General features: G+C 39.9%; 16 protein-coding genes and 1 tRNA gene. 9 read left to right on the top strand and 8 right to left on the bottom strand.

Annotated elements, in window-relative coordinates; all coding sequences use genetic code 11:
• Position 1: 1 nt before the first annotated feature.
• Positions 2 to 940 (bottom strand): calcium/sodium antiporter, encoded by a 939-nt coding sequence (locus tag D7Z94_RS16840; protein ID WP_120712735.1) that lies wholly within the window; start codon positions 938 to 940, stop codon positions 2 to 4.
• A 131-nt stretch (positions 941 to 1,071) separates the two neighbouring features.
• Here D7Z94_RS16840 and D7Z94_RS16835 point away from each other — a divergent pair, with 131 nt between their 5' ends.
• The 4 genes from D7Z94_RS16835 (at position 1,072) to D7Z94_RS16820 (ending at position 5,171) form a co-directional block, all read left to right on the top strand.
• Positions 1,072 to 1,431, top strand: coding sequence for a BlaI/MecI/CopY family transcriptional regulator (locus tag D7Z94_RS16835; RefSeq protein WP_120712734.1), 360 nt, complete (start codon positions 1,072 to 1,074; stop codon positions 1,429 to 1,431).
• Entirely contained in the window at positions 1,432 to 3,165 is a 1,734-nt protein-coding gene (locus D7Z94_RS16830; RefSeq protein WP_120712733.1) for a M56 family metallopeptidase, read from the top strand.
• Positions 3,166 to 3,610: 445 nt separating this feature from the next.
• Positions 3,611 to 4,948: an SPFH domain-containing protein gene (locus D7Z94_RS16825; RefSeq protein WP_120712732.1), complete on the top strand. Its 1,338-nt coding sequence runs from the start codon at positions 3,611 to 3,613 to the stop codon at positions 4,946 to 4,948.
• Between the two features lie 67 nt (positions 4,949 to 5,015).
• Positions 5,016 to 5,171 (top strand): SsrA-binding protein, encoded by a 156-nt coding sequence (locus tag D7Z94_RS16820; protein WP_120712731.1) that lies wholly within the window; start codon positions 5,016 to 5,018, stop codon positions 5,169 to 5,171.
• Here D7Z94_RS16820 and D7Z94_RS16815 read toward each other — a convergent pair.
• Entirely contained in the window at positions 5,165 to 5,674 is a 510-nt protein-coding gene (locus D7Z94_RS16815; protein WP_120712730.1) for an adenine phosphoribosyltransferase, read from the bottom strand. The two genes, D7Z94_RS16820 and D7Z94_RS16815, sit on opposite strands and share 7 nt — an antisense overlap.
• 60 nt (positions 5,675 to 5,734) lie before the next feature.
• Between D7Z94_RS16815 and D7Z94_RS16810 the strand changes: the two genes are divergently transcribed.
• The 4 genes from D7Z94_RS16810 (at position 5,735) to D7Z94_RS16790 (ending at position 11,154) form a co-directional block, all read left to right on the top strand.
• Positions 5,735 to 5,808 (top strand) — tRNA-Arg (locus D7Z94_RS16810).
• A gap of 814 nt (positions 5,809 to 6,622) precedes the next feature.
• Positions 6,623 to 6,808 carry a hypothetical protein gene (locus D7Z94_RS16800; RefSeq protein WP_120712728.1) on the top strand — a complete coding sequence of 62 codons (186 nt, stop codon included), beginning with the start codon at positions 6,623 to 6,625 and terminating at the stop codon, positions 6,806 to 6,808.
• 432 nt (positions 6,809 to 7,240) lie between these two features.
• Positions 7,241 to 7,906: a DUF2064 domain-containing protein gene (locus D7Z94_RS16795; protein WP_158594666.1), complete on the top strand. Its 666-nt coding sequence runs from the start codon at positions 7,241 to 7,243 to the stop codon at positions 7,904 to 7,906.
• 113 nt (positions 7,907 to 8,019) lie between these two features.
• Positions 8,020 to 11,154: a TonB-dependent receptor gene (locus D7Z94_RS16790; RefSeq protein WP_120712726.1), complete on the top strand. Its 3,135-nt coding sequence runs from the start codon at positions 8,020 to 8,022 to the stop codon at positions 11,152 to 11,154.
• A gap of 465 nt (positions 11,155 to 11,619) precedes the next feature.
• On the opposite strand, the gene D7Z94_RS16785 is transcribed toward D7Z94_RS16790, so the two are convergent.
• Positions 11,620 to 12,327: a LytR/AlgR family response regulator transcription factor gene (locus tag D7Z94_RS16785; protein ID WP_120712725.1), complete on the bottom strand. Its 708-nt coding sequence runs from the start codon at positions 12,325 to 12,327 to the stop codon at positions 11,620 to 11,622.
• Positions 12,324 to 13,349 (bottom strand): sensor histidine kinase, encoded by a 1,026-nt coding sequence (locus tag D7Z94_RS16780; protein WP_120712724.1) that lies wholly within the window; start codon positions 13,347 to 13,349, stop codon positions 12,324 to 12,326. The genes D7Z94_RS16785 and D7Z94_RS16780 overlap by 4 nt, the downstream gene beginning before the upstream one ends.
• 229 nt (positions 13,350 to 13,578) lie before the next feature.
• Between D7Z94_RS16780 and D7Z94_RS16775 the strand changes: the two genes are divergently transcribed.
• Complete coding sequence (locus tag D7Z94_RS16775) at positions 13,579 to 14,694, top strand: NAD-dependent epimerase/dehydratase family protein (protein ID WP_120712723.1); 1,116 nt, start codon at positions 13,579 to 13,581, stop codon at positions 14,692 to 14,694.
• 48 nt (positions 14,695 to 14,742) lie between these two features.
• On the opposite strand, the gene D7Z94_RS16770 is transcribed toward D7Z94_RS16775, so the two are convergent.
• The 4 genes from D7Z94_RS16770 to D7Z94_RS16755 are packed head-to-tail and all read right to left on the bottom strand — an operon-like array spanning position 14,743 to position 22,636.
• Positions 14,743 to 16,974, bottom strand: coding sequence for a DUF4838 domain-containing protein (locus tag D7Z94_RS16770; protein WP_120712722.1), 2,232 nt, complete (start codon positions 16,972 to 16,974; stop codon positions 14,743 to 14,745).
• A gap of 16 nt (positions 16,975 to 16,990) precedes the next feature.
• Positions 16,991 to 19,231, bottom strand: a complete 2,241-nt coding sequence (locus D7Z94_RS16765; protein ID WP_120712721.1) for a GH92 family glycosyl hydrolase — start codon at positions 19,229 to 19,231, stop codon at positions 16,991 to 16,993.
• A gap of 41 nt (positions 19,232 to 19,272) precedes the next feature.
• A complete protein-coding gene (locus D7Z94_RS16760) occupies positions 19,273 to 21,537 on the bottom strand; it encodes a GH92 family glycosyl hydrolase (protein ID WP_245967254.1) in 2,265 nt (754 codons plus the stop codon).
• Between the two features lie 52 nt (positions 21,538 to 21,589).
• Entirely contained in the window at positions 21,590 to 22,636 is a 1,047-nt protein-coding gene (locus D7Z94_RS16755; RefSeq protein ID WP_245967232.1) for a carbohydrate-binding family 9-like protein, read from the bottom strand.
• Between the last annotated feature and the right edge of the window lie 36 nt (positions 22,637 to 22,672).

Here is a 22,672-nt window from a genome sequence, read left to right as displayed (position 1 = left end):
TTTAGGTTACCGTAAAATAGATGAATACGGTATAAATTCCCACAAGAATCATACCATCTCGCCAACCTAAACGTAGTCCTTTGGGCAAGAAGACCAAAGGCAATATCAAGAAGGAAATGCCCAACATCCAAAAAACATCGTTTTCCAATAATCCCTGGTCCACAACTCGAATAGGCTTGATCATGGCGGTAATGCCTAGAACCGCTAAAAGATTAAAGATGTTGGATCCTATTAGGTTGCCTACGGAAATTGCCTTTTCCTTTTGGATGATGGCGATAATGGATGCGGCCAATTCGGGAATACTGGTCCCAACAGAGACCACGGTAATCCCAATGATACGATCACTAACACCGTAAAAGGAGGCCAAGCCTATAGCTCCCTTAACCAATATTTCCGACCCTCCCCAAAGAGCGCCCCCACCAATACCCAATAACAATACGGCCTTATGTAATGGTAACAGCGTTACATTTTTGGATACCCCTTCTACCACGGCAGGCTTTTGATAACGCAGTAGATAAACCAAAAATAGAAATAGAATCAGGAACATAATGCCTCCTTCATATCGCTGCAATTCCCCGTCAAAATAAATGAATACAAAAAACAAGAGGGAGGACGCCATCATAACAGGCCAGTCCGTAACATAAAAGCTCTTCCGTACGTCTATACTCCCTATAATAATGATAATGGCCAGGACCAGGCCTAAATTTGCAATATTGGATCCCACTACATTACCCAAAGCCAAATCTGGGAACCCGTTCAAAGCGGCATTGACGCTCACTATTAATTCAGGAGCCGAAGTGGCAAAGGAAACCACGGTCATCCCGATTATGATTCTAGAAATATGTAAACGTAGTGAAAGTGCTACAGCCGACTTTAACAACCAATGGCCTCCTGCTACTAATAGTATAAGCCCAACTATAATGTAAAATACATTTTGCATTCATGTGGATTTTACTATAAATATATAATGAAGATTTGAACTTAAATTGTTTTCTTTTTGGAAAAGAATAACTATAAAAATAGTTGTATGACTAAAAAAACAAGAGTATGTTTATGGTATAAAAACAGAGCATGCAGAAATTAACAAATAAAGAAGAAGAGGTAATGAAAATTCTCTGGAAGTTGGAGAAGGCGTTTGTCAAGGATGTGCTTGGTGAAATGAAGGGCGACAAACCCCATTACAATACCTTATCTACCATCATACGAAACCTTGAGGAAAAAAATTATGTGGGCCATGAAGCTTTTGGAAACACGCATCGTTACTATCCTTTAATAACCAAAGAAAAGTATCGCAAAAAGTTTATCAATGCCACAATAGCTGATTATTACGATAATTCCTACAAAAATTTAGTCTCTTTTTTTGCTAGGGAAGAAAAAATCTCTGTGGAAGAGCTAAAGGAAATCATTGATCATATCGAAAAGAAAAAATAAATGGAAGCCTTCTTCTTATACCTTTTAAAGTCATCGGCCATTGTCGGGCTGTTCTTTGTTACATATCATCTTTTTTTAAGGAAGGAAACCCTCTTTTTTGAAAATAGATTATTCTTAGTCGGTGGTCTGGTCGTCTCCGTATTTCTTCCTTTTCTTAAAATACGCAAAGTTGTTTTGTTAGATCCCGGAATCACCACCAACCTTCCCATAACCTCCGAAAATTCCTTGACCGTGAATCAGACTGTGCTTGTTAACTGGGAGACCCTTTTGCTGATGATCTATACTTTGGGTGTGCTCTTTTTGCTATCAAGATTGATACTTCAATTAGCTTCCGTAAGAAGGCTTATCAAAACTGAGGAAATTAGAAGACATGAACAGTTCTATCACGTAAAGACCCAAAAACGAATTTCTCCATTTTCGTTCTTTAATTATATTTTTTACAATCCTGCTCAGTTTAGCCAAGACGAACTAAAATCCATCATCGCCCATGAAGAAGTCCATGCTCAGGAATACCACTCTATTGATATTCTCCTGTTGGAACTCGTTTTCATCCTACAATGGTTTAATCCAATAATCTGGTTCTATAAAACATTTGTAAAGCAAAACTTGGAGTTTTTGGCAGATTCAAAGGCTTTCCAAAAGGTTACTTGCAAAAAGACCTATCAATATTTGATGTTAAAACAGGCCGTAGTTGAAAAAAAGCCTACCGTTACCAATCCTTTTTATAATTCATTAATCAAAAAACGAATCGTCATGTTAAATCAGAATCAATCGAAAAAATTGAACACCATAAAACTATTTCTGGTATTGCCCATGCTAGTCCTATTTCTTATGTCCTTTAATATCAAAGAGGTATACTCCTTTAATGCGGCCGCAGATTCCCATGTACGCAATGCTCAATCCATAGAATTGAATATCAACAAGGATACTTCCAATGATGAATTGGAAAAAATGAAAAAAAATCTGGCAGAGGACAATATCGATTTCTCGTACATCGTAATTCATAACGATAATAATGAAATCATTGATATTACTTTACATATCAGTGGCCAAAGTCCGGATGGTGAAAAATTTAGCGGCAATTACAATTCCAGCTCAGAGGACCCCATTAAGCCGATAACCATATTTTATAATCATGAAACCAATGGGATTTCCTTTGGAAATGCAGTGTCCAAAAGGGTACATGTGCACAAAAACAAGGGAGGCAGTGAAACGGTTCGGGTAGACTTAGATCGTACCGGAGAATATAAAACGATAAACATTAGAAAGGAAAACGGAACCAAAAAAATCTTTGTTGATGGGAAAGAAGTTGATGAAGATACGCTACATGAAATGAATTTTAATATCACTATGGATGAACAAGCCGATGATGACATAACCATCCATTTAACTACATCGGACGAAGACAAAAAAAGAAAGAACAAGAGGGTAAAGTTCAAAAAACATAAGGATGGAAAGGTAAAAGAGAATGTAATGATGATCGGAGATTCGGATGATGACACAACTATTGAGGTCATTGCTGAAGGAGATAGTCCTTTGGTCATTGACGTGGATGGAAAAGAAAAACCCTTATTCTACATTGATGGCAAAAAGGCAACGGAAAAACAAGTAAAAAAGCTATCGTCAGAAGATATTATGACAATGAATGTTTGGAAAGGTAAAAAGGCAATTAAAAAATACGGGGAAAAAGCTGAAAATGATGTTATAGAAATCACGACCAAAAAGAAAAATTAGTCACAACAAATCACCAAAAGTTACAATTTAACCGACCAAGTTTTTGGTCGGTTTTTTATTTCTCCAAAGATCAAAATAGTAAAAAACCCTCTTTTTTAAATGAAAAGGCCCTTGGTTTAAAAAAAAATACCCAAAATAGCCCTTCAATTGTTATAAACTGTAACACTCAGGCTTTCTAACCTTACAATTCAAAATACGGTTCAAGGAAGTTCGAAAAAAATTAAAATACATTTCATTTTTTTACTTACAATACTATATTCAATTGTATTGTTTTCCATCAAATCGTTAGGAAGTATAGATTTTTATTATATATATTAAATGGATAATCGATTATCCGAATACAATTCCTAACCCTTTTAAGATTTAAAGCAATGATCATCATCATAAAAATTATTATTTGCCTTTTGTTACTATCCTTATTGTCTAACCTATAAAACTTCATATTATGTTAACCTTATTTGGAATACTCATTATTGGTATTGGAATTGTCACCTTATTGACAAAACCAATATTTAAAAATCATAGATTACTTGGGTGGTTTACCCAACGTAAAAGCCTACGGATTATACTCTTGGGCATCGTATTGAGCATTGTCACAGGAACGCTATTTTATGCCGAACCGGGAACCGCATACGCGGTTCAATATCCATGGGGCGGGCAAAAGGCTGTTTTTCGTCAAGGTATCCACACTAAGATGTGGGGAAGATTGATTCCTATCCAATTTGAACTGCCCATAAAATATGTGATACCCAATACCAATGGTGAATTGGGTGAGCAAAGCGAATACGCCAATGGGGATGCCGCCAAATATTGGGCCTTTAGTGATGCTGTAAAAGCAAGAATCGCGACCTCTGTGGTCATCAGCATAAATACGGATGGGGAAGCCCAATTCCTATCTGTTGCGGATCGTAACAAAACGGAACAAAACTTAATACGATCCCGGATTATTCCCAATATTGACCAATCCATAAAGAATACCTGTAAACTTATGGATGCCCAGGATTACATTTCCGGACAAGCCTCGGATTTTGATCGATACTTTAAAGATCAATTGGAAAACGGCATGTACGTCCTTGAAGAGTATACAGAAAGTGAGCGAAGGGAAATTATTGGGGACAGTACAACCGTACGGACCGTGGTAAACAAAGATTCCAAGCAAAAGCGTTTTCGGATAAAAAGAATACAAGGAGAGCCTGTTCGTGAGCAAGGCAATTCCTTAAAAGCCTATGGTCTAAAAGTGGTCCAAGCTGTTGTTACGGAAATTGATTGGGAAGAAACCTTTGATAAGCGCCTCCAATTGCAGAAAGAAGAGGTAGCCCAGACCCAATTGGAAAAGCAGCAGGCCGAGCGCGAGTTTTATCGTGCACAAAAGGAAAAAGCGCGGGGAGAGGCTGAAAAAGCAGCAGAACGGGCTCGTTTGGAGAAAGAACAGATACAAAAGACCATAGCTGCGGAAACCGAGGCCAAGGTTGCTGAATTCAACCTTGTCAAGGAAAAGAAGCAATTTGAAGTGGAAAAATTCAAAGCGCAGAGTAAAAAGGTGGCAGCGGACGCAGAGGCGTATCAAAACGCCAAATTAGTAAATGCCGGCCTCACACCCCAGGAACGCGCGGAGTGGCAATACAAAACCTCTGTAGGGGTAGCTCGGGAACTAAAAGAGCTTAACCTCCCCCAAATCTTTATTGAGGGTGGCGGAGATTCCCAGAAAACGGATGCCAACTTACTGCAATCCTTGATAGGTGCGGAATTGGCCAAGAAGATGATGGAAAGCAACTCAAAATAGTATTTCGTTTAAAAAACTCGGCCCAGGGCCGAGTTTTTATTTTGTATTTTTGAGAAAATCGAACATCTTGAAGCAGGGTTTTTTTAAGCTCTTGGCCAAAATAAATAAGGCATTGTTGCCGAGTTACTCCAAGAAAGGATTGGATTTGTCCAAGGCATCCAAACTACAGTTGGCCATTATTGGATGGCGGTATTATGTTACCACAAATGCCCTGGATCAATAGCGCATTAGCGATTTTACATCAAAACCGTTCAATTGCCCCCTCCCTTTTAAAAATTCCAATTCAATAAGAAAATTACATTGTACTACTTTTCCGCCCAAGCGTTCTACTAAGGCACAAGTAGCCACGGCCGTACCGCCGGTCGCCAGGACATCATCATGTATCAAGACCCTATCTCCTTTGGAAATACTATCCTCAAGAATTTCCAAAGTATCCTGCCCATATTCCAAAGCATAGGTTTCCTCTACTACCTTTCCTGGAAGTTTCCCTGATTTACGAACGGGGACAAAACCGGCGTTTAATGTGGAGGCTAAAATTGGGGCGAAGAAAAACCCCCGGCTTTCCATACCTACTACAATATCTACTTCCCCATTGACCATTTGAAGCAATCTCTCTGTTGTTGTCCTAAGTGCCTCAGGGCTTTTTAAAAGTGGGGTTATATCCTTAAAAAGAACTCCTTGGGATGGAAAATCGGGTATATCGCGTATAAAGGCTTTTAGGTCCATATTTTGATGATTGTAATTTTGCCTTAAATTTAAAAAGAAATATATTTGCAGCCCTGAAAAGGCCGCGTGGCGCAACTGAATAGCGCATCTGATTACGGCTCAGAAGGTTACAGGTTTGAATCCTGTCGCGGTCACTTAAGAATGGAAAGCTCGTCATTTGGCGGGCTTTTTTGTTCGAATGAGATCTGACCTCACTCAGGAATCGAGGTGAGAACATAAAAAGTAGCAAACCGTAGGTTTGGAGCTTTTCATTTAGACTACGGAACTCAAAGGAAAACCAAAGGTAATCCTGTCGCGGTCACTTAAAGCGCAAGCCCTGTATGAAAATGCAGGGTTTTGTATTTTTTGGAGGCATCAAAAGCTTAAAGCTTTTGTAGGTAAACAAAAGTGCGAATCCACAGCTTGATAGCGATGCATGTTTGCATTTTCAGGAGGGACTCCAAAGGAAAACCGAACGAAGTGAGGTAATCCTTCCTTCACCAAGCTACCGCAAAAAAACCTGCCGCGGTCGCAAAAAAAATCGACCAAAAGGTGAAGACAAAATATGCTAAAAACATAGCTTGCTTTGTCAAATAATTGTAGTATTTATTGTTCCAGGTCTTTTCATTGTCCGTTTTTATATTGAATATAACTAGTTCAATCATATGCGCGAACCAAGGATCGGGTTTTGCCATCCTTAAAACCAACCGGATTTATGAACGGTAGGGCAGCTAACCGATCATTTCGTAATCTATTGATAATCAGAATACTTTCCGACCCTCGATTCGACATATATGTACAAATTACCTTGATAAGACCTATTAATAACAGTAAATTTAATACGTATATTACTACTTTTTTTATAAGATTTAACACAAAAATTAAGGTTTAACAGTTAATTGATGGTAGTTTCATCGAAAAATTTGAGAATTAACTGTCATGGTACTCGTTTTTTCGTACATTTCGAGCATGGAACATTTTAAGGAAGCTAAGCAGAAGTTGGATTTATCATGGGCCGAACTACACGAGGCCAATATCAATCTCCAAATTTCCATTCAGCAAATGCAATGGGCAAGACAAGATTTGCGAGAGGCATTACAGAATAGCAAGGTCCAAATAGAGGATGAAAAACTAAAGGATTTTCTGGAACTTTAAGATGAACAGGTCCGCCGATAAAGAGGAAATGGTCATTCCAGCGGATTACCGACGTACCACTTGACCCCTAGCTAACAAAGGTTCATTACACCTTTGGTTACCGTCCGATTACTTGCCCCGTCACTGGGAGGAAACTATTTTTGACCAAATGGTCATTCAGTCATTTCCTGCATATTATCCCAAATAACCTCTGGTGAAATCATATATGCTCAAAAAAATAAAATGGTTAAGATGTTTTCAGCACTATTTTAAGGAAGAAGCTCTTTTCCCTTAATGAGCAGTAATGAAATAGAGGAGAATATACTTCATTACTTTTTACGATAATTTTCTAGCAAAATTGTAATGTCACCAAATTGTTAACGACTTAACGAACTATATAAGAATTCAGAACTATAGTATCCAATTAAAACACTTGATAAAAAAATTGCACTTTTGGTTTTTGCTCTTTCTGATGAAGAAGAAGTAAAACGCAAGCCTTTTTTAGCTCAGGATACTCTAGCTAAATCCCTCAATAAACATACCAAGGATATCGCTGTACAAAGTGACCTGCCTGTTTTCCATTTCGATGAAACAAAACAAATAGGAGATGACTTTGGCACACGATTTTCAAATGCAATACGAAGCGTTTTTGATGAAGGCTATGATGGCTTGATTGCTATCGGTAATGATTGTCCATACTTGCAGGTAAACCATATCCATCAAGCGAAAGCAATATTAGAGAATGGTGAGGCAGTTCTTGGACCTACTTATGATGGTGGGTTTTATTTGATGGGACTTTCGAAAAAAGATTTCGACTATAGGGCATTCTTAACACTTTCGTGGAATACTAACAAAATTTTTGAAGAATTCTTTGAAAGTTTAAAAACAAGAAGAATTGAATGTCATTCACTCGAAAAGCTGTGGGACATTAATTACCTATCCGCCTTGGAAAACCTAGTTCTGCATAGGATACGAAATGCACGATTGCGCAGTAGTATCCAATCTGCAGTAAAAAGGCGAAGTACCAATTATTTTGTTTCCAAGGTTACAGAACTCAAACTTTTACATTTCACACTTTTTAATAAGGGATCTCCCGTTTTCTACTTCTTTCAATCCTAGAAAGGTCATTGCTTTGAAGCAAAAGACCTCTTTTTTACTTAAATTTTTTAAAAGATAAATCGCTAATCAGCCTGTATTCCCGCTGTTGGTGATAACAAGACTTGATTATCGGAATGAAAAGAATACCAACTACTGTTTTGTTGACGCTATTTGCCTTAAACACTTTTGCGCAAGAAACTACCGGTAGTCTTCAGGGGATCTTAAAAGACAACCAAAATCAACCTATACCTTTCTCAAATATCGTTTTGACTGATACAGAAACAAATTTCACCTATGGAGCGATATCACAAGAAAGTGGTTTTTACAGACTCAAAAATATTCCCCCGGGTAATAGTTATAAAGTCACGGTCTCTTTTTTGGGTTACAATACCATTGAAGAATTCAACTTGGTCATTAATTTGGGTAGTGCCACTGTAAAGGATTTTGTGCTTCTTGAGGAAAGTACGAATCTACAAGAAGTCGTGGTAATCGCTGAATCCACCCCCAAAAAAACAGGCAACGAAACCCTTCTGGGTCGCAAAGCCATCAAAGGCACTCCAACTATCAACAGGAGTATTCAAGACCTCTCCAAGAATTTACCAGAGAATAATTTAAATTCGTTCGGAGGTGCTAGCAATCGTTTTAACAACTTGAATATTGATGGTATTGCCAATAATGATATTATCGGTTTTCAAGAACCTGCCAGTGGTGCCTCTGGTTCGTCTGCCAACGGTACACCAGGGAGCCTTTCCAGAAGTCAGCCTATTGGGTTGGGAGCTGTAAAGCAAGTAAGTGTAAAACTATCGCCTTTTGATGTGAGCATCGGAAACTTTAACGGCGCTAGCATCAATTTGGTCACTAAAAATGGTACCAATACTACCAAAACCGAAGTCTATGGTTATGGCAATAATCAAAACCTTATAGGGCGCTTTGCCAGCGGGGCCGAACAAGAGGTACAATCTTTCTATGATGTGCAATTTGGCGGCGGTATTGGAGGTGCTCTAATCAAAGACAAACTGTTTTACTATTTGAATTTTGAACAGGCTTTATCCAATACTCCCGTTTTAAATGCACCCGGAAGTGCCTCTTCGGATATTTCCTTGGAGGATGTCACTGCCATTCGAGATAGATTGTTAAATGTCTATGATTATGACCCGGGGGCGTTTCAAAGTGCCAATTTAGGTACAGCAAGCACAAAATTATTTACTAGGTTGGATTACAGCCTTTCCGAAGTACATAAACTTACCCTTCGTAATAACTACGTCAATAGTTTTGCCGATAATTTAGAATGGAACAGTACCTTTTTCAACTTCGGAAATCAAGGTTATCGACATAAAAGTGTGGCGAGCAGTCTCGCTCTGGAATTAAAATCAAACTTCAAAAATGGAAGCACTAACCAACTTTCACTAGGCTTTAATACAGTAAAGGAAAATCGTGATTTTGATGGCCGTATATTTCCTCATATCCAAATCGCAACCACTTCCGCAGGTCGCATATTTGCAGGCACTTATCGCGAAGCCTCTGTGTATAACACCGATTTTTCAACCTTACAGATTGCAGATACTTACGCGTTTGACAGCAATAAACATCACTTCACGGCAGGAGTTTTTGGTCAACTGCATGATGTAGATTATGGATTTCTCTCTGCCTGGAACGGGAGGTGGGAATACCGATCCGTGGACGATTTTTTAAACGATAGACCTGCACGCGTAAGAGGGGTGTATAACGTAAACAATAATGACTTTGGTTTTGTAAGCTCTCGTTCATCGGCTACCATTGGTGTTTTTGAAGCTGCTGCCTTCTTTCAGGATGATTTTCGCATAAACGAAAAATTGGAAATAACGGCAGGCTTAAGAGTGGACGGACAATACCTCACCCAGCGACTGCCCGTGAGTGAGGAAGTACACAATACGCCAGAGTTTGCCAGATTTGATAATACTATTTCCAAGGCACCACAGTTCAACCCACGTTTTGGGTTTAACTATAAAATAGACAAAGATGGCAAGTACACCCTACGAGGAGGAACAGGCTTGTTCTCGGGGCGTATCCCGTACCTATGGTTCGCATATGCGGAATACATTTCGGGCACTGAATACTTTAATATTGATTTAAGACCTAGTGACGTATTGCCTTTAACTGAAAACTTGGAGGGCCTACGAAGCGTTCAACCCAATTTGACCGAGATAAATCTTTTAGACCCCAATTTTAGTCTACCCCGAGACTGGAAAACCAACATAGCTTTTAAAGCCAAATTACCCAACCAATGGACCATTGACGTAGAAGGAACCTATACGGACGTGGTAAAAGGGTTGCTTTTTCAGTCTATCAACCGCAGAAACAATTTGGGTAACTTTAGTGGGGCAGACAATCGTCCATACTTTTTAGAAACGGGAGATGCCATTAAAATCAATCCCACCCTCACCAATGTATTCTTGTTGACCAATACAGATCAAGGATTTCGGTACAACCTTACTTTAGGGCTTCGTAAGCAAGCTGGAAATTATAGTGGTTATCTGGGCTATACTTATGGTCAAAGTAAAGACATCTCCAGTACGGTGAGAAGCTCACCAGCGGCCAATTTTGAATGGAATCAAGCTTTGGTGGCAAATAATCCATCGTTATCTTATTCCAACTTTGACCTCAGACATAAGTTTGTAAGCAGCCATTCCTATCAATTCAATATCAACAAAAACAGTACAGGCTTTATTTCCTTTTTATATAATGGACGTGCAGGAAGTACTTTTTCGTATGTATATCAGGGTGATTTAAACCGCGATGGGTCCTCAAGAAATGACATAATTTATGTGCCCAGAGACACCTCGGAAATCAACCTGATTGATATTACCGATAGTGCCGGAAATGTTACCGTAAGTACTGTTGAACAATGGGAACGTTTAAATACGTTTATCGAAAGTGACCCATATTTAAGAGAAAGACGAGGGCGAATTGCAGAGCGAAATGGAGCACGAACTCCTTGGAATCACGAATTGGATATGAAATTGGAATATGCCTTGAAGTTAAAAAATGGAGATGGAATTTCCCTTTCCTTTGATATGCTCAATGTGTTCAATTTTATCAACAAAGATTGGGGGCGATTGGTATTTGTACCTAATGTGGTAAACTCTAGTTTTAGTCTCCTCAACTTTAGGGGTATCGAAAACAACGAGCCACAATTTCAATTCAACATTCCTGAAGGTACGGAACCCTATGTAACAGATTTGTTCAACTCTCGATGGCGAGCGCAATTAGGACTGAAATATAATTTTTGAAGCCAAATGGATTATATGATTGAACTGCTTTCAACATGGAGTTTCGGTCTTAAGAGCGCACCCAATCCCTAATTTGTAATTGGATTATGCCCAGCTTTAAGAATCACTAAGGAGGTTGAACCAAATTTGTTTCCTTAAAACCCATTATAAACCATCATCTTCTTAATAAGCAAGAGCACCACTGCCACAAATAAACAACATGTAAATGTAAATGCCTTCTGTAAATTGATACGTTCTTTCATAAAATATTTGATTTGGAATCCCTCAAATTTGAGGCAATTCGAAATCTTTTCAGGGATTTATCGATATATGAAAGAGTTTTTGGTATGAAATAAGGCAATACCTCCATTTATCGGATTCAATATGCAAATGGTCTAGAAACGATATTATCCCAAAATTGGGATTAAATGGCCTATTTTACCGACTATCCAGAAAGAAAACCTTGAAATTCCATAAAAAAGTGGCTTATAGGGTCTTTTCCTTCAAATAATCCCATAGTATCGTTTTATAGGTCCTTCCTATTGGGATTACATCCCCATGTATCCATAAAGAGTCGGAATCATATTTTTCTATCCGGTCCAAGGATACTAAATAGGATTTATGCACCCTGGCAAAATTATCTTCGGAAAAAACCGAACAATAATAACCCAAATTACCCTTAACCTTGATCTTCCGGTCTTGTAGATAAATATTACAATAGTTTCGATTTCCATGAACATAGCCGATGTCCCGTTCATAAACCTTTAAATAGGTAGAATCTTCCTTGAAAAAAAAGTACCGATCTTTACCAATCTCCTTGCCCACTAAAGAAGCCTTGGGCATAGATTTCATTTCCATGGCCTTACTAACCGCTGAAAGGAATCTATGATAAGGTATTGGCTTCAGCAGGTAGTCAACCACGCCCAATTCAAGTGCCTCCAAGGCATATTCCGTATAGGCCGTTGTTATAATAATTTTAGGCGGATATTTTAAAATCCGGATAAATTGCAATCCTTTTATTCCAGGCATTTGGATATCCAAAAAAATCAGGTCAACTCTTTGGGTCTGTACATAGTAAAGGGCCTCAAAGGCATTTTGAAAAGACCTTAATAAGGTAAGGCCCTGCGTTTTTTTCAAATGCTTTGTTAAGACATCAATGGCCAAAGGCTCATCATCAATAATTACACATCTCATTTGTTTTCCAGGGGTATTTTTAAGTGAACAAAAAATCTATCCTCGCTTTCGGTTATTGTGAGATCATATTTTTGGGGATATAGATGCTCCAATCGCTGTTTTACATTTTTAAGGCCTATCCCATTTTCGGTTCGGTCCTCTTCAAAAAATGAGGGTTTTGAATTCTCCAGAGCCAACATCAGAATGTCATCAAACAACTCAATTTCACATCGTATCCAACATTTTTCATAATCCTTGGAAATCCCGTGTTTAAAAGAATTTTCTATAAACGGAAGAAGGAGCAAGGGCGCAATCTTTTTATTAACGGTATTTCCTAAAATGGTATGTTTTAAATCCAGCCTATCTCCATATCGTATTTGCTCCAAAGCCATATAATTTCCCAAACACTCTAAATCTTCTTTGACGCTTACCAGCGACTCTTTTGCTTCGTACAATATAAAACGTAAAAGATCCGAAAGTTGAACTACCATATTCGATGCTTTTTCAGGGTTCTCCAATATTTGGGCATATAATCCATTTAGAGTATTAAATAGGAAATGGGGATGCAGCTGAGATTTTAAGAGTTGCAGTTCATTTTGAATATTGGATTTTGCGCGATTGAGATGGTCCAGTTGCTGTTTTTCGCGATCCCGTAACAATTTAATGACCACTGCTATTGAAGATACTATAATGAGATCCAACAAAGGGGAGATAAGTTTTGTTGGGTTACTCGGAATGAGCTTGGTATCGAGATCAGCAAAATAAATCGGATAAACAGTCGCCCATACCAACAATCGTAAAAAAAACATTCCGACAATCAACAGTATGGCAAATTGCAAGAACGCCAGCCCATACTTTTTCTTTAACAAAAATTGAGGTAGAATAAAATACAGCGTGGCGTATACCGTAAGAAATTTTGCGGGCAAAGATGCCAATTCATAAGTGATATGCAATCCCAGGTTTGGTTCCTGTACATAGTAAATCCCTACTGTAAAGAGGATGTACAGACACCAGAAAACACCATGCCTTCCTATTTTTTTCATGAACGAGGAAATCTTGACCAATTTAATGGTAAAATGGTTGCATGAATCAAAACCAAGTATAAAATAACAAAAAATGAGTTCTAATTACATTTAGACGAGTACCAATTACAAAAATGTATTTCTAATATGCTTTGGTAAAAAATAGTAGGCGGTTGGTACTTTTCTGTAAAAGGAAGAATTATTGAAATCCTATTTTTAATTCAGTCAATAGAACTAAAACTTTGGACTCATGTATACCAATAGACGAAAATTCCTAAAAGATTTCTCCATGGTGGGAGCAGCAACCTTCTCCATACCATTTGTGCTACCCAATCCCATATCAGCCGTTAAACTAAATGTGTTGGTATTGGGCGGAACAAACTTTTTGGGACCAGCAATCGTAAATTCACTTGTTGATGAGGGACATAATGTAACCTTGTTTAATAGAGGAATTACCAATCCAGATTTATTCCCTAAGCTTTCCAAAATAAGGGGGGACCGCAAAAAGGGTATTTCCGGGTATCAGAACCTAGAAAGGGCGAAAAAGATTTGGGATGTGGTAATAGACGTATGGCCGCAAAACCCAAATTTTGTCCAAAACGCCATAACTATTTTACGAAATAGAGCCAAACACTATGTATTTGTTTCCAGTATTGCCGTATATGCTAATTATGGACCCATAGGATTGGATGAAAATACGGCAAGGCGAAAAGGTAATAACTATGAGCAGGGCAACTACAATCTCAACAAGGTGCTGTGTGAAAAAGCGGTGGAGGAAGCATTCCCTGGTCAGTTTACTATAGTAAGGCCTGGTGCAATTGTCGGGGATAGGGACTCCGGGCCCTTTGGAAGATATCTGCTAAATCGGATCAAAAACCGAAAAGAAATTCTGGCGCCCAATTCCAATGATCCCGTTCAATTGATAGATGCCCAAGACATTGGTAGGTTCATAGCTTCTTGTCTTGAAAAAAGAGTTGGTGGACATTTTAATCTTATAGGCCCAGCTTCAAAGTTGGGATATAAAGACATGCTGGTTCTTGCAAAAAAAGCATTGAAAAGTAAAGTAAGCATACTATGGATGGACCCTAAATTTTTGGTCGAAGAAGTTAAGCTTGAGCCTTTTATGGAAATTCCTTTTTGGATTCCCATCACTTTTGATCCTGAACCCGGTTTTTATCAAATCAGTAATAAAAAAGCTATTCGCCATGGACTGGCATTTACGGAATACGATGAGACGGTTAAAACAAGTTATCTATCCTTTAAGGAGAAAAGATTCATTGAGGAGGAAGGATATGACGTGGTTTTTGGAATATCCGAAGAAAGGGAGAACGATATCATTGCTCGATGGAAGGAAAAAACTAAGTAGATCCTATCATGAATTCATTGTACCTGTGTTCTTTCCTACTCAAATCAATTAATTGACAATTATTTCATCAGCGAAGATCCAGGAAGGTAATCCAGCCGCATGATGCCAATAGGGCGTTTTGGTGTTACTTGCCTTAATCTTAATATAGCACGTTTGTACCGGGCCAAAATCCATATCAAAATATTGGATGTCGTTTACTTTACTATCTTTATTTAGAGGATAAGGATTAGGTACCGTACCCAGCCTACGGAAATCCTTGTTGTCCAAAGATATCGAATAGGACACTGAGGATGGCAAGAAGACTATGTGATTGGTTACCTGTAAAAAAGCAAGGGATATCGTCCGTATCTCCATAAGCTCTCCCAAATCCAAGACTACCTCCATATCGTTCCCTTCGTATCCCAGCCAATTGGCATAAAAACTGCTCCCCCCTAGGGCACCATCTGTAAGGACCATGGGGTTTTCATCGGCATATTTTTTGGGTCTCGTTAGAGTAACTACTTTTTTGCCCTTGGCCTTATTGGGTTTTAGTGCAATTTCCAGGGCGGACTTATAGTTCGTCCCATATTCCGCTACGGTAAAGCCCATTTCATTCATAAGTCCTATGTTGTGCCCTGAAGTCGTTTCCATAAAGTTGTCCAATAGAGAAACTACCCTAGGGTTGATTTTTTTCGTTCCCCCATCATCCGTAATCACTAAACCGTACTTTTCATTGATATTTTTTCTACTGGCCTCTAAAACCGCATAATCCACACCTAAACGGGCTTTCTTTACCCTGGCTACCAATTCTGGACTATCGGCTACTACATTTTCGGCCTTATCGAACAACTCCATGTATCTGGTCAATAGTTCTGGCCGTAGATAGGAACCAAAAGCCTCCGAAGGATCTCCATACAGGAATAGGAAGAAATCCTCATCTTTTTCCAGTTCGCTATGTATCAAATCTACATAGGCCTTGATGTATGTTCCGGCCTTTCCATAATATCCTTCTGTAAACTCTACCAATAATGCTTCCAAATCCGACTCAGGATTCCATAGTAACTTAGCTGTGATGTAGGATCTCAGTTCAAAAAGTTCACTTGGATTATGGCTATGTTGCTCAAAAACCCATTTCGCATTGTTGTCCCGAAATAATTGAATGTTGGGCCGCAACGTATGGATATTGGGAAATGGTGCCAGAAAATTAGTGTACTGGGTGGTATAGTCCCAGATTCTAACATTATTCGTTAATTTCCCCCAACCCTCCAAATCCTTGGCGAAATCGGTACACTTTTCAGCTATAGGTGCCGCACGGTCACATTCTATGGAGCAAAGGGTTATGAGCACATTATCCGCAGGCTCGGTCTTACTAGGTTTACGGGTATACTGATAGGCCAGGGTGGAAATGGTCTTATCCGGAAAATCAGCGGCCACTTGGTTTACAAAACGGATCACGGTACCCGAAGGACTACCTTCTTCCTCATCGATCTTGTGGCAGGCATCGCACTGACAATGTTGCTGATTGTCGTCCTGACTTACGGAAACAACCGAGGCTTCCGGGTTTCGTGCAAACAATGCGGATACCGAATCCTTAACGATTTGCAATACCTTTTCATTGGTCAGGCACAATTGGGTGGGCAATCGTTGATCTCCTCTTAAGGCATAATATTCCGGATGGGACCCATAGAATTTCTCCTCCGGCAAAAACCGATGAAAAGTATGAACCCTAGCTCCCGGAGCATAGTACGGAAAGGACTCATAAGTTACTTTTTGCTGGTCGGCAAAGCTTTTGTTTTCATAAAATAGTTTGGAATGCACCGTTCTTGTTGTTATCTCCGGTGTATACACGTAATCGATAGGTTCCAGGGATATGGACAGTGTGGACGGAATTTTCATAGCATCGGGAGCATACCATTTACACCCCAGGTAACGTTCTAAAAATTCATAGACCGCATATCGAGTATCCAAATCGGAATGGCCAAAAATGAACAAGTCGTTTCCCTTTGTTCTGATAACAATTTGATTGGGCTCCAATGAATCCCCATTTCTATTTCCAATATAGACTTTATGTTTTGCCGCGTCTTGGGAGTTTTCATCAACAATATCCAGAACTACCTCCCCAATTTTTTGAAGATATTCTTGCAGCAATTCTGCCGATCGGTATGGGCTTTCCGTGCCTTCGCCCAAGACCACTATTTCGTAAGCCGACTTTCCATTTTCGAAAATCCGTAATCGGTTATCATTACATGAAACATGGAAAACCAAGACAGTCGTTAGAAATAGTGATACAATTCTTGGCATAGCTTACCTATGAAAATTAATAGGATATCATTTCAAAATACAAGGTGGAAGCATTCGTTAAATCATTATGTGAAATGAAATAACCCTTATGCGGTTTTCCATCTACCTTGATGCTCTTAATCTCCACATTATCGCCCATTGAATCGCTCCGAATGATCTTGAGTTTTTCATTTTTGTAATACTTATTATCTAAATGAACGGTAATAGTATCAAAAACCGGTTTGGTAAGGGCATAAATAGGTTCCGCTGGAGTGACAGGATATAAACCCATCATAGAAAAGACCGCCCAAGCGGACATGGTCCCTGTATCGTCGTTTCCGGGTAGGCCGTCCGGGCTGTTCTTGAAATAGGTTTCCAAAAGTTCCGATACCTTTTGTTGGGTACGATGCTCTTGGCCTTTTACATAATTGAACAAATAGGGATAGGCAATATCCGGTTCGTTGGCCATATCAAATTGGTTTTTGTCAAAGACATCTTGAAGCCGATTGGCAAATACCTTGGGACCGCCCATCATTTTCATCAGTCCCTTAATATCATGGGGCACCATAAAGGTATATTGCCAGGCATTGCCCTCGATGAATCCCAAGTTTTTTTCAAAATTGGCCCCGGATTCCGGATTGTAGGGTGTAAGCCAAGTGCCATCATCATTTTTTGGTCGCAAAAGATTAATGTCCGAATCAAACAGATTCCTATAGGATATGGCTCTTTTGGCAAATCTTTTTTGATCTTCCTTATTGCCCAATGCCTTGGCCAATTGAGCAATCGCAAAATCGGTAATGTTGTACTCTTGGGTTGTGGAAACCGAACCGCTATTGGTAGTCTTGGTCGTCAAATATCCTTTATCTAGATAATCTTTAATTCCCGGCCGGAGCGGATTGTTCTCTTTTTGATCCGCACTTTTAAGCATGGCCTCATATGCTTTTTCAATATCAAAATCCCGGATTCCCTTGAGATAGGTATCCGCAATGATGATTCCCGCCGGATCCCCTACCATGGTGGTGGTTTCGGTGGCGTTCAATTCCCATTTGGGCAGCCAACCGCTTTCATCGTAAATCTGCAACATGCTTTTGACCATGTTGGACTGTTGACGAGGGTACACCAAACTCATTAATTGGTGCAAATTGCGATAGGTATCCCAGAGGGAAAAAACCGTATACCGGCTTCCGTCCGTTTTAAGAGTTTCCCTTGTTCTCATTTTGGGATAGTCCCCATTGACATCGTTCAGGGTATTGGGATGAATCAAGGTATGATAGAGTGCCGTGTAGAACTTGATTTTATCCTCTTCCTTGCCCCCCTCGACCTCAATTTTGGACAAATATCGGTTCCATTCATCCTTGGCGCTTTTTAGAATTTGATCAAAATTTCTATCGGCAGTTTCTTTTTCCAAGTTCTCCCGGGCATTTGCTATACTAACATAGGATATGCCAATTTTCAATTCCAATTGGGTGGGCTTCTCAAAACTATACCGCATATATGCACCTATGCTATCACCAATGACTTCTTTGGTGTAGCCCCTCATTAACCTGGGCTTTCCATTGTAACCCATCCATTGGGACTCAACTCCATTGTACTTTGTCGGTTTTTTCCAAGTTCCGAATTCCTGCGCCGGTCTTGAAAAACGGGCCACAAAATACACAGGATAGGCTTCCTCCGGTTTGTAGTAGCAAAAGGAACCTACAGATCGCATCCCTTCTATTTCAGTTGGGGAAACCACCTTAACACTAGCTCCCTGTTCATTGGTAAGTCCCAGACCTAAATTCAATAGAACATTCGAATCCCCTTTAGGGAAAGTGTAATTGCTGACCCCTACCCTCGTGGTAGCGGTAGCCTCCATCTTTATATCGTATTTATCCAAATGATTGGAATAATACCCCACTTCGGATACTTCCGAGGAATAGGTGGATCCGTATTTCAAATGATCCGTCTCCATCTCACCGGTAGTTGGCATGGCCAAAATAACGCCCAGTTCTGGACAGCCTACCCCACTTAGGTTGACATGGCTAAACCCGGTCAAAAACGTATTCTCGTGAACATAGGGCGTGGACAACCAACGACTGTCCTTTTCCAACGGCAAGTTTTGTTCTCCTGCCACATTGAAGGGCGAAACGTTGGCCATTCCCCTCACGGCGATGGGACCAGGATTTGTGGTACCAAAATTGGAAGTTCCGATAAACGGATTTACATACTCCACAGGCTGTTTTTGTCCATAAAGGGAATTGATGAAAACCACTGAAAAAAGAAAAAATCTAAAAGTCATAATTTGTTTGAATATCGCTTTCAAATAGTATTTTATGGTCTTTACTCATTGCTTAATGAATACGGTACGGATTCTACCGATATCCCCCAATTTGTATTCGGTTCCGAACCCATTTCAAAGATCAATTCCCCTCCTTTTTGAATTGTCTCTACTCCTAGCCAAGTTTGATCAAAATTTGTACCATTGAGGTTTGCGATCTGAATATAGGGACTACCTTTTCCATTTTCATTGGCTTTGATCAAAAAGGTGTTCCCGTTATCCAAGTGTAGTTTTGCCTCATCAAACAGAGGACCACCGATTACAAATTGATCAGTTGCCGGTGCTACAGGATAAAAGCCCAAGGCACTAAATACATACCAGGCCGAAGTTTGCCCGTTATCTTCGTCTCCACAATATCCGTCCGGAGTTGGGGTGTATAACTTGGTCAATACCTCTCGAATCTTTTCTTGAGTCTTCCAAGGCTGACCTGCGTAGTTATACAGGTATATCATATGTTGAATGGGCTGGTTGCCATGTGCATAATTCCCCATGTTCATAATCTGCATTTCACGTATCTCATGAATGGTAAAACCATAGTATGAATCATCAAATATCGGTGGCATTTCAAAAACATGGTCCAGCATCTTCGTAAATTCATTAGCTCCGCCCATTAGATTGATAAGGCCCTGTACATCATGAAAAACAGACCAGGTATAGTGCAGGCTATTCCCTTCTGTAAAAGCATCACCCCATTTTAAGGGGTTAAAAGGAGACTGAAAATTCCCGTCCTTATTCTTGCCCCGCATTAGTTTTGTGGACGAATCATAGAGATTTTTGTAGTTCATGGACTTGGAGAAGTACATTTCTGCCAAGCTATCCTTGCCCATGGTTTTCGCCATGCGGGCTATGGTAAAATCCGCATAGGCATACTCCAAGGTACGGGCCGCGTTTTCATGGATATCCACATCATAGGGAACATAGCCCAAATCGTTGTAATAATCCACACCTTCCCGTCCCACGGAAGTTTCCGGCCGACCTTCTTCCACTGTGGCATTTTTAAGTAATGCTTCAAGCAATATGGATTTATCCTTTTCGGGTACATTCCCTTGTAAAAAGGCATCCACGATAATCGGTGCCGAATTGGAACCGATCATCACATCACGGTGTCCGGGACTGGCCCACTCCGGTAGCCAACCCGACTCTTTATAGGTATTGGCCAGGCCTTCCATAATCTGGGAGTTTAGGGTAGGATACATCATGTTGAAAAAGGGAAATACCGCACGAAACGTATCCCAAAAACCATTATCCGTAAACATGTAACCGGATTCTACTTTGCCGTTATACGGACTGTAATGGACCACCTTGTTATCCTTGTCCAATTCATAGAACTTCCTAGGAAATAGGAGTACCCGGTACAAGCAGGAATAAAAAGTCCGTATATCATCCAAATTATCCGAAGTTACCTGAATGCGATTTAGTTCCTTTTCCCAAGCCGAACTAGCCTTTTGTCGGGTTTGATCAAATGTGTCGCTGCTTATTTCCCGGTCCAAGTTCAATTGGGCCTGCTCCGGACTTATAAAGGAGGAAGCTACCTTTACATGAACCTTTTGGCCTCTTTTGGTCTTGAATCCAATGATAGCCCCCACATGATTCCCTTCGCTTTGGGTCGTATTCTCTTTTAACTTCCAGTTATCCCCCCAGGTATGGGTCAACTCAAAATCCGTATCGAATTGCGCCACAAAATAATTATGGAAATTCTCCGGTACTCCCCCACTGTTGTTCCTACAGTAGCCGATTATCTTTCTTTCATCTGGGAGAATCTTAACCATGGAACCTTCATTGAACGCATCGAGTACCACATAAGCGGAATCGGTTTCCGGAAAGGTAAACTTAAATTGGGCCGCACGCTCTGTTGGGGTCACTTCCGTGATAACATCATAATCCGCCAAATAAACGCTATAGTAATCCGGGCGTACGGTCTCCGATTTGTGTGAGAACCAGGAGGCCCGCTCATCTTCCTGGAACTTTAATTCACCGGTAACGGGCATAAGGGAAAAAGCAGCATAATCGTTGACCCATGGACTCGGTTGATGGGTCTGTTTAATCCCGCGAATCTTATAATCATCATAATTATAAGTCCATCCATCTCCCATTTTAGCGGTCATTGGTGTCCAAAAATTCATGCCCCAAGGCATGGCAATGGCCGGATAGGTATTTCCATTGGAAAGGCTAAATTCTGAATCTGTACCCATTAGAGGATTCACATGTTCTAACAAAGACATTTCCAGATCTTTTTGTCTATCTTCCTTCTCAATCTTTGGATTCATACAAGATATCGCCCCTACTATAATGAAAAAGCTAAAAGCACCTATAATAAGACTATTTTTCTTCATGAGTTTCAAATTTTCCGTCGTTCCTAACTATCAGCGTTTTGTTGGTAAAAGGACTCTTTGTCCAAATAGTAAACCCTGTCTTGCTATGCTCTAATATGGGCGTGAAAGACTTCCCGAATAATTCTTTTGAGCACCCGAAAATCTCATTGTCTTCGGATTCCCACTTTGTATTTTGTTTCCTTTTACCCCTAAAATCTCTGTACAATTCGTAAAGATGCCATTTAATATACTCGTCTTCGGGTATTGAAAAATCATCTCTTCTTCCAGTCTTATCGGTGGAAAAATAGACATAACCCCAATGCTCCGGTTCATGCATGTTGATGACACCTTGTGGAGACCATACCCAATTGTATTCGGGAACGTATTTTCCATTTTCGTCCTTTTTTCTGGAATAGCGTCCATCCGTCAATTCATAATCCCAATTGACCCTTGAAAAGTTAATCCGCCAAAATTCATTTTCGGGAGGATTTTTGCTATTGCCGGCCTCGGTAAGCACGGACCAAGGAATGGCAATTTCAACACTCCACCCTGTATCGATATCATTGGATTTGTTCAGGGTTCCGTCCACGTAAACTGCCGATTTTAGGCCCTGGATATCCCAACTGTCCAAAACTTTTCCTTGGTTTCTATAGGGTTTGGTCAAAAATAGGTCCCAAACGGTGTTCAGGGCATTCATTTCAAACTCCATATAATTGTGGGTATCCCCATCTGGGTCTATGAAAATCTCAAAGTCGTTATTGTAATATATCACTGTATCCCGTTGCTTTAAAGTTCCCCAAACATGTGGTTCTTCCATTTGCGCGAAAAAGTAGAGATAGGTATCGTCCCAAAGCATTTTCATTTGGGTTTTATATTCGGGCATTTTTATCCCTTCAATATCAATAAAATCTGAGCTCCATTCTGCATTGGACCACGAAGGTTCATTCGCTTTCCCATCAATACTAAGGGCTTCCGAGGTCTTTAGGGCAACATATTTTCTCGGTGTTTCTTGACCGGCCAACTGTATGCAGCCTATATACAAAAGAAAAAGCATTAGGCTTACCGTTTTGACTCTTTTCAAAGACTCATT

The sequence above is a fragment of the Ulvibacterium marinum genome (genome assembly GCF_003626755.1).
GTDB lineage: Bacteria > Bacteroidota > Bacteroidia > Flavobacteriales > Flavobacteriaceae > Ulvibacterium > Ulvibacterium marinum.
This window is presented reverse-complemented; position numbering and strand designations above follow the sequence as displayed.